This is a genomic window from Bradyrhizobium sp. Ghvi (assembly GCF_900115265.1).
GTDB lineage: Bacteria > Pseudomonadota > Alphaproteobacteria > Rhizobiales > Xanthobacteraceae > Bradyrhizobium.
On the sequence record NZ_FOVU01000022.1, the window covers coordinates 1 to 9,502 of the forward strand.

General features: G+C 59.8%; 5 protein-coding genes. All 5 read right to left on the minus strand.

The annotated features are described in order from the left end of the window. Positions 1 to 261: helix-turn-helix domain-containing protein (locus tag BM374_RS35890; RefSeq protein WP_143270334.1), on the minus strand; the 261-nt coding region annotated here is incomplete at its 3' end. 1,008 nt (positions 262 to 1,269) lie between these two features. Continuing rightward, a complete protein-coding gene (locus BM374_RS35895; protein WP_349510021.1) occupies positions 1,270 to 2,064 on the minus strand; it encodes a dienelactone hydrolase family protein in 795 nt (264 codons plus the stop codon). Positions 2,065 to 2,747: 683 nt separating this feature from the next. Beyond that, positions 2,748 to 3,137, minus strand: a complete 390-nt coding sequence (locus BM374_RS35900) for a response regulator (protein WP_092303482.1) — start codon at positions 3,135 to 3,137, stop codon at positions 2,748 to 2,750. After that, positions 3,134 to 8,224, minus strand: a complete 5,091-nt coding sequence (locus BM374_RS35905) for a GAF domain-containing protein (RefSeq protein WP_092303484.1) — start codon at positions 8,222 to 8,224, stop codon at positions 3,134 to 3,136. The genes BM374_RS35900 and BM374_RS35905 overlap by 4 nt, the downstream gene beginning before the upstream one ends. A 162-nt stretch (positions 8,225 to 8,386) precedes the next feature. Then, a partial coding sequence (locus tag BM374_RS35910; protein ID WP_177248775.1) for an ATP-binding protein occupies positions 8,387 to 9,502 on the minus strand: 1,116 nt, incomplete at its 5' end.

A 9,502-nucleotide genomic window follows, 5' to 3' on the forward strand; every position in this document is an offset into this window, starting at 1 on the left:
ATCCACGTAGTGAGTCTTGATCAGCGCCAGTGCCTCGCTCCGCACGATCGCCGGATAGGCTCGGTTGCTCGGCTTGCCGCGCTTCTTTGACAGCAGTGCCGCGGGGCCTCCGATCCGATAGGCCTTCAGCAGCCGGAATGCCTGCCGCGATGTTACCCGAAGCAGTTGCGCGGCCTCTCGCACTGTAATCCGTTCCGCCACAACATCCCGCAACACATGCACCCGGTCGATCTCAGCCCGGCTCATCGACAGCACCGTCATCACTCACAACCCCCAGGCCCCATGCCTTAGACAAGTCCGAGCGTGACATCTCTAATGGGGAGGATGGTGACCTTTCTAATGAGCGTCTACACGAAAGATTCGCATAACCTTCATTATGGAATATCCGAAGTCAAGTCTGTGGCTGTGTTGCTAAAATGCGGTCTGGTCAGTTGCTGAGCTAGGGATTCGCTCAAGATTTCCGCGACAGCAATTTCGGTCTCGTCGAGGATGCGGCTCGACGTTGGGGATAGACCTGGCGCAGAGCGTCCATCACCAAAGGAATATTCTGTTTGCGCTGGGTCGTAAAGGTCATGGCGAGGCCATTCTTGCAACCTTGTCGATCACCTTCCCAATGAGCGGTTCGTCGGCAATGTAGTCGGCCGCTTCCTCCACGTAGAGGTATACCGTTGGCTTGACGATGCTCGGATGCAAGCGACGCTTTCGCTATGTCAATGGGAGCGCCTCTTCGCTTCTTTGGCGAGCACACCACCCCGACCTTCCAAGGATTCGCATAGCCTTACCAACACGAGATCCTCTTTGCAGGCGTGCCGAGGAAAGCAAAGATCGAGAGTGAAATCTCAGTCGTCTCCGAACTCACGAACATCATCGCGCCGAAGAAGCGAAAGAAGAAGAAATAGAGAAAAGCCCCGCAGGTCGAAGGCCTTGTTTATATCTCGTTCGAGATGAACTCCTCTGCTCTCGTGAGCACCTTAGCCGCGTTCAGAAGATCACCAGGACCAAGCTGATCGGTATCCTTGCCACTCGTCAAAGGAAGACATGTTGTAGATACGTGAGCCGTTCCTGTCCTCAAGGCTGTGGCACGGTGCTCTTGTGGTGCACGGCCATACGCCAACGGCAACGCGTGCTCCCGACGTTCAAGCCAATCGCGTCAACATCGATACGGGAGCCTGCTTCGGTGGGGCTCTCACGGCAGCGGCCTTTAGTTCGGTCCAGTCAGGCCCCCTCTTCTTTCTCAATAGCGACGGATTGAAGTTTCTTCCTTTTTGGTTATTTGTGAAGGTTCGCGGCAAAGAACTTGGCAGCTTCTGCCTTCGATTCCTGATCGGCTTTAGCATCGTATCTGAGCGGCAAATTGAACTTCTCGCCGAGTTCGGTCGCTTCGGGGTTCGTGAACGCGTGCACAGCGCTGGGATACTCGATGATCCCATAATCGGCCTTCGCTGCGTCGAAATCCTTCTTGAGCGCATCGTACTGCTCGCGCTTCACGAACGGATCGTCCGCGCCGTTCAGGATGAGGATCTTAGCTTTGACGGATCCCGGCGCCGGTGCAGGAGTGTTGAGACCAAGTGATGCGTGAAAGCCCGCAACCGCGGCGAGATCAGCGCCGGCGCGTGCCATGTTCAGTACCACGGCGCCGCCGAAGCAGTAACCAACCGCGCCGATCCGCTGCGGATTGACCGAGGCCTGCTTGGCGAGTTGCTCCCGCGCGGCGTTGAAGCGCGCCTCCATCGCCTTCGGGTCCTTCATCACTGCCCCCGCGAGCGCGCCTGCGTCCTTCGGGTTGTCGGCGGTCTTGCCGTCGCCGTATATATCCGCAATGAACGCTGTGTAGCCCTGCTCTGCGAACTTCCGGGTCTCGTTGTGGATATGCTTGGTGATGCCCCACCATTCCGGCACCATGACGATGCCGGGCCGCTTGGCCTGGGTCGCGTCATCGTAGACAACGAAGCCTTTCATCGTGGTCTGACCGTCAGTGTAGGTGACCGGCTCTTCCCTGATCGCTGCGTGTGCGCTCGCGACCATTGCGATAGCGCAAAGTGCTCCCACTATGTTCGTTCGCATGCTGACCTCCCGCAGGTTTGCCACAACACTACATTGGCATACCAGCGTTTCCCGCGCTAGGCTTTGAAAGCGGTGCCGATGCCCTCGCTGGCTGCGCGTATACCTTCAAGTGTTTAGGCCTCCAGCTCGAGGCGAAGCATGCCGACATTGCGGTTGGTCGCTGTCCTGTGGGCGATGATACTAATGTCGCCCTTGGGTCAAAGGCGTCGCTTTGGTCGCCGCCGGTCGCTTCTGGTCTACTCCGATTGACGGGCGATTGGGCGCCCATGGGCATCGCATAGGGTTGATCCTTTGGGCGGTCTAATCGCGTACCGTCCAATTTTTTTAGTGTGCTACCTAGTTGGGTGACGAAATGGTCGCAGGAGACGTCGATCATGACTGACGATCTCTCGCGGCCGTCTTGGCGATCTCGTCCGGGTCATGAGTGCCCGCGGCGTCGATCTCGATTACCTTCCGCGCGACGATCTCGCAGATCGGCACGGGCTAAGGCTCCTTGAGGGCCTTATCGGCCAACTAGTAATATTATTGTAGCCAACAGCGCCGCACATCGCGCTTGGCTGCCTGACATGAAAGAGGCCGCGACCGAGGCGGCCTCGGTTTGCAGAGTTCTGATGCTAACCGCGCCTTGCTTGCTCGGCAGCGAGGCGAGCTTCGATCGCCATCGACCACGAGGATGGTGGCGGTCATGCGGCCTGCTCGAGCCTTGCATCGATCTCCTGGCGCAGCGCCGCGAAGTCGATTGGTTTGGTCAATAGATCGGCCGCACCGTTTTCCAGCGCCTTGCGCTTGGTTTCGGCGTCACCGTAGGCCGTGATCATGATGACGGGAACGTCGGGCCGGGCCGAGCGCACGATCGGCAGCATCTCCAGCCCGCTCATTCCGGGCATGTTGATATCGGACAAGATCAGGATGAGCGTGGCATCCCGTATCTCGATTGCGCGTTGCAGCGCCACATGCGCCGAAGGCGCAAACTCCATGAGAAATCGGCCGGCTCGCAGATCGCGTCGGAAATGCTGACGGAATAGCGCTTCGACGTCTTTCTCGTCGTCGACGACCAGAATATAGACGCTCAACTCTTGCCTCCCGTCTGCAATGGCGCGGTCGCGGTCTGCGGCAGCGTGACGATGAATTCGGTAAAAGCGCCGGGATCGGTAGCGACGTCGATCCTTCCGCCATGCTGTTTCACGATGATGTCGTGGCAGATCGAAAGGCCGAGCCCTGTTCCCTCGCCGGCCGGCTTGGTGGTGAAGAACGGATTGAATATGCTCTCCTTTACCTCGGGTGGAATGCCGGCACCGTTGTCGCGAATCCGGATTTCTATGGCGCTGCCGAGATTTCGCGTTGTTGCGCGCAGCGTTGGCTCAAAACCATCACCCGCGGCTTCCTTGCGTTTCGCGGCTGCGTAAAAGCCGTTTGAAATCAGGTTGAGGAAGACACGCGTGACTTCCTGCGGGTACATCTCGACGGTCGCCGCAGTGGGATCGAGGTCTCGCTCGAGCGTGATGTTGAAGCCCGGTTTTTCGGCACGCGCACCGTGATAGGCGAGGTTGAGACTTTCCTCGACGAGTGCATTGATATCCGCGGGACGACGCTCGCCCGACCCATGGCGCGAATGCAGCAGCATGTTCTTGACGATCGAATCGGCACGCTTGCCGTGCTGTACGATCTTGCCCAGATTATCGCGCAAGGTATCCGCCAATTCAGTGATTTCGGCCCGCGTCTTGTCGTCGACCCGCACGCGCCGCAAATCCTCCTGCAACTCGTCGATCAGCTCGACCGACAGGCTCGAGAAGTTATTGACGAAATTGAGCGGGTTCTTGATCTCATGCGCAATGCCGGCAGTGAGTTGACCCAGTAACGCGAGCTTCTGGGTCTGAACCAGACGATCCTGCGCCGTCTGCAACTCGCGCAGTGCAGTTTCGGCGGCATCGCGCGCTGCGCGAATGGCTTCCTCGGCGTGCTTTCGCTCCGTGATATCGGCGTAGATCAGCACGAAGCCGCCGTCCGGCACTGGATTGCGGCGCACCTCCATGACGCGACCGTCCGGTCGCGTCCGCTCGTAGCGCATCTCCTGTCTGGTGTCCTCGAGGGAGCGGCCTAGTTGCGCTTCGAGATCGCCCGAGCCGAACTCTCCTCGCGCAGAAAGATAGCGGAATAGTTCGGACAAACTCGGCCGCTGGGCAAGAAAGACCTCCTGCAGATCGAGCATCTCCTGCAAATTGCGGTTCCATGCCGCCAGCCGGGCCGCCGCGTCAAACATCGCAACGCCGTCGCCCATGTTGTCAAAGGTGGTGCGCAGCTCGGCCTGACGTTCGCGCAGCTCACTCAGGAGCCGGGCGTTCTCGATCGCGATTACGGCTTGATCTGCGAATGTCTCTACCAAGGCGATTTGCTGTTTGGTGAAGGGGCGCACTTCGGTTCGACGGACGACGAGAGACCCAATGACCTCTTGCTTTCGCATGAGAGGTACAGCGAAAATCGTCCGGTGCCCCAGCCGTCGAGCCATGTCGGAGCCAACAGGAAACTCGGATGTCTCCGCCTGCAGGTCGTGGACATGGACAGGCCTGCAATCGACCGCCGAGCGTCCGGTGACCCACTGCCTTGATATCGGCGATTTGTCGAAGTCAATCGGGATTGGGCCGTTGTGAGCTCCGAGGCGCAGGAAATCGCCTTCTCGCACGAAGAGTGCGGCATCGTAGGCCTCGCACAAGCGACAAGCCGACTCGGTCAGCGTGTCGAGCACCTTCTGCAAATCGAAGGTCGAGCGGCTGATGGCCTTAAGCACATCCGCGGTTGCGGTCTGCTGCTGCAGGGATTCGCTCAGGTCCCTGGTGCGGTGCTCGAGTTCGTTGAACAGCTGGGCGTTTTGGATTGCGATCACCGCTTGATCGGCGAAGGTCTGCAAGAGCTGGACGTGGTGATCGGCAAAGGAGCCAGGCTGAACGCGCGTGACCGAGATGAACCCGATTGCCTCGCCCTTGTTCATCAGCGGGGCGAACAACATGCTGCGGTACCCGCGTGCGCGGGCAATGTCTCTGAGTTCGTGGGTCCCGGCTTCAGTGTCTGGAACTTGCGTCACGTCGCCGGCCCGGACCATTCGAAACGCGGCGAAATCGACCACGGGACGCGGGAAGCTTGATTTTAGAATTTCATCTGCTTCCGGTGTCGTCGGCGTGAACGCTTTCAGGTGGGACATGCCGTCGACGAAGAGAAACACGGTGGCGGAAAAGCCGCCGAGCAGGCTCTTGGCTCTGGCCGCGATCGCATCGAACACCGGCTGCGCGTCGGAAGGTGTACTCGCGATCACCTTGAGGATATCGGCGGTTGCGGTCTGACGTTCCAGGGCCTCGTTGGTGTCGTTGAACAGCCGGGCGTTCTGGATTGCGATGACGGCCTGATCAGCAAAGGTCTGTACAAGCGCGAGCTGCTTTGGCGAAAAACGGAATCCCTTATCCCGGTGGGTAAATATGATTGTGCCGATGCCTCGGTCCTGGTCGATCAACGGCACAAACGTAATAGATCCGAACCCGCCGGCGGCGGCCGCGTTGCGCGTAAACTCAGGCGTGTCAGGGGCTTCAACGTCTGGAATTTCGATGACCCTGCGTTCGAGAGTCGCACGTGCTGAAGGGGAACGGACCGGATCGAACGGAAGTGGATAGATTGCGCGTGTCAGCTCGACATTGAAACCGGGCAGCAGCGCCGCCGTGGCGTTCCAGTGGAGCATACCGTCTTTCAGAGTCGTTATGGTCGCAGCGCAGGGCTCGAACAGTCTTGCTCCGCTGTTAACGATCGCGGCGAACACGGGTTGGACGTTCGACGGAGAGGAAGCGATCACCTTGAGGATCTCCGCCGTTGCGGTCTGCCGTTCCAGCGCCTCGCGCGTCTCGGTCAGAAGACGCGCGTTCTCGATCGCGATCACTGCTTGCGCGGCGAAGCCCTCCAACAGAGCGATGTCGTTCTCGGTAAAAGGCTTAACCTCGCGTCGGCCGGACACGATCATCCCGAGCAGCGTCTCGTCTCGACGCAGCGGCACAAAGAGCGCGGTACGAATGCCGGCGAGCTCGACTGCACCTCGCATGACCGGGTGGTCAATTTGTGCGCAGTCCAGATGAACGAGGCGGGCGCCGCCAAGCAAGGCCCCGCCTACCGGATGGTCAGAGGCCCGAAAGCCCCGGCGCAAGAGATTAGCGAACTGCTCTGGTAAATCATGCACAGCGACAGCTCGGAACCATTCGCCGTCATAGACTTGCAGGCTGCCATAAGCGACGCCGCAGAGGCGGTGTGCCTTCAACAGGATCGTATCGAACACCGGAGCGAGGTTGCCGGGCGATGAATTGATGACTTCCAGCACCTCGGCGGTCGCGGTTTGCCGCTCGAGCGCTTCGCGTTGCTCGATCAACAACCGCGTATTCTCGATGGCGATCACCGCCTGGTCGGCGAAGGTTCGTACCAACTCGATCTGCCGCTCGGTAAACGGCTCGGGGCGTTGGCGCGCCAGGCTCATGACACCAATCGGCTCGCCGTCGCGCAGCAGCGGGACGCCAAGGACCGCACGGATTTTGGCGAGCTTGAAGGTCTCGGGAAACTGATATTCGGGATCGGCGGTGATGTCGGCGATTTGCACGGCGCGACGTTCCGACATCACCCGCCCGGTCATCGTGCGCCGGTCCGGAGTTGCGGAAATCGGATGGGTTTCCAGGTACCTCCGGAACCTGACGGCATCGGCCGTCGCTTCAGGCGTCGAGCCGACCGCCGCGACATACCGGAAGGCGTCGCCCTCGCGCTGCGACAGGAACGCCATCTCTGCCTCGCACAAGCGTCCAGCAGTCCGGGCGACCGTCTCCAACACCGGTTGGAGATCGAAGGTCGAGCGGCTGATGATCTTGAGTACGTCGCCGATCGCGGTCTGGTATTCGAGCGACCCTTCCAGATCGTTCGTGCGCTGGCGCAGCTCGCCCAAGAGACGCGCATTCTCGATGGCGATGACAGCCTGGGCGGCAAAGTTTTGCACCAGCGCAATCTGCTTGTCGTCGAACGCGCGCACTTCCTGGCGGAAAAAGACGAGCGCACCGATGACGTTGCTCTCCTTGAGCATCGGCACAGCCAGGACAGTGCGATAGCCGCCAAGCTCGGCGGCTGCCACCGCCAAAGGGTCGCCCTGAAGGTAAGGTTGCTCGATCGTAATGTCGGCGGTTTGCGCAACCTGCTTGGTTGCTACGGCGCGGCCAAAGGTTATTTGCGGATTGGGCTGCACCAGTCCACGCAGCATGAATTCGGCGAATGCCTGCGGCGCGTTGTGGGCCGCGCCTAATCGGAAAGCATCACCTTGCGCCAACATCAGGACGCCGAACTTAGCCTCGCAGATGCGCGATGCGTTCTCCAGGATGGCGGTAAACACCGGCTCGGTCTCGCCGGGAGAACTGCTGATGATCTGGAGTACTTCCGACGTTGCGGTCCGCTGCTCTAGGGCCTCGGTGAGATCGGCCGTGCGCTGGCGCAACTCGTTGAGGAGGCGAGCGTTCTCGATCGCGATGACCGCCTGCGAAGCGAAGTTTTGTAGCAGCGCGACTTGCGTGTCCGAGAAAGGTCGGACCTCTTGCCGATAGACGGTCAGCGAACCGAGCAGCCCGTCATCCTTGACTAGCGCGACCTGAATGACGCTGCGGGCACCCCCAAGATCAACCAGGGCACGCCGTACGGGGTCACCGGTCCGGTAGGGCTCCTCGTCGGCGACGTCGGTGCTGACGATGACGCGCTCGCCACGCAACAAGCGGCCAAGCGGGTTGGTCGGGAGCGGGCGCACCGGTTTGCGAGCGATCTCGACATATGCTGCGGGCACGCCGTGCAGGGCGGCAGCTCGAAATTGCTCGCCACCACAAAGCCACAAGATTCCAAACGCGGCTTCGCACAGTTGAGTGGCCTTTTCGAGCATGGCAGAGAAGACCGGCTCGAGCTGCCCAGGCGAGGAATTGATGACCTTGAGCACCTCTGTGGTCGCGATCTGTTGCTCGCGCGCCTCGTGCAGTTCGCGCGTTAGAGTGCCTATCTGGTGTTGCAGGTCGGCAATTGATGGGATTGCTGCGACCAATGGTTTGGACGCTTTGCGCCGGCTCGCGCGCTGACCTTTGATCGGATGTTCGCTTGCACCGCGTTGCCGCATTTCGCTCCCCCGAGATGGGTCAGAACGAGGACCTAACAATAAACAAATCCTGAGTTTCGCGCCATGGGCGGAATCCGCCCCGCCGTTTCGGCAGCCAAGCTGCCATTTCCGATACACCGTGAGTCATGAGAACCAGGTTGGGCAGCCTGGGGCTACGAGCAGTCATTCCGGCTTCTTGCCAAGGGCGGAAGGATGGCCCCGCGGCAGGGTAATGATGAACTCGGTAAATGCGCCGGTCTCGGTCTCGACGTCGATCTTGCCACCGTGTTGCTTGACAATGATGTCGTGGGTCATCGAGAGGCCGAGCCCCGTCCCTTCGCCGGTCGGCTTTGTGGTAAAGAAGGGATTGAACATCTTTTCTCTCACCTCGGGCGGGATACCGATCCCGTTGTCGCGAATTCGAATTTCGACTGTCTTGCCGACGTTCCTGGTCGTAGCGATGAGGACAGGCTCAAAGGCCTCATCGCCCGCTTCGAGCTTGCGCCTAGTTGCGGCATAGAAGCCGTTTGAAATTACGTTTAGCAGTGCCCGGGTGATCTCCTGTGGATACAGATCAGCCGTACCCGCTTCGGGGTCGAGGTAGTGCTTGAGCGTTATGCTAAAGCCCGATTTCTCCGCACGTGCGCCGTGATAGGCGAGATTGAGGCTCTCACTGACCAGACTGTTGATGTCGGCGGACCGGCGTTCGCCGGAACTCTCGCGCGAGTGCAGCAGCATGTTCTTGACGATGGAGTCCGCCCGCTTGCCGTGCTGAACCACCTTATCGAGGTTACCGCGAAGGGTACCGTAAAGCTCATTGATCTGCTCACGCGCCTTTCCGCTCAGTGGCGCATCACCAAGGACGACCTCTAGTTCGTCGACCAACTCGACCGATAGGCTGGAGAAATTGTTGACGAAATTCAGCGGATTCTTGATCTCGTGAGCGATGCCGGCGGTGAGTTGGCCGAGGGAAGCAAGCTTTTCCGTCTGAACAAGCCGGTTCTGTGCGATCTTAAGGTCGGCCAATGCTGCCTCAGCGACGTCACGCGCCTTGGTTGCCATTTCTTCGCTGCGTTTCAGGTCGGTGATGTCGAAATAGGTTAGCATACGGCCGCCGTCCGCCAGCGGTCTCGTCTGAAACTGGATCACTCGGCCGTCCCGGAGCCGCATCTCCGTTGTGGAGAGCGTACCCTTGCGTACCGCTTCGACACGCTTCTCGACATATTGCTCGAACTGATCCGCTGGGACGTCATAGAGATTCTTGCCCCAGACATAGGTGACGAGGTCGCGCATCGTCGG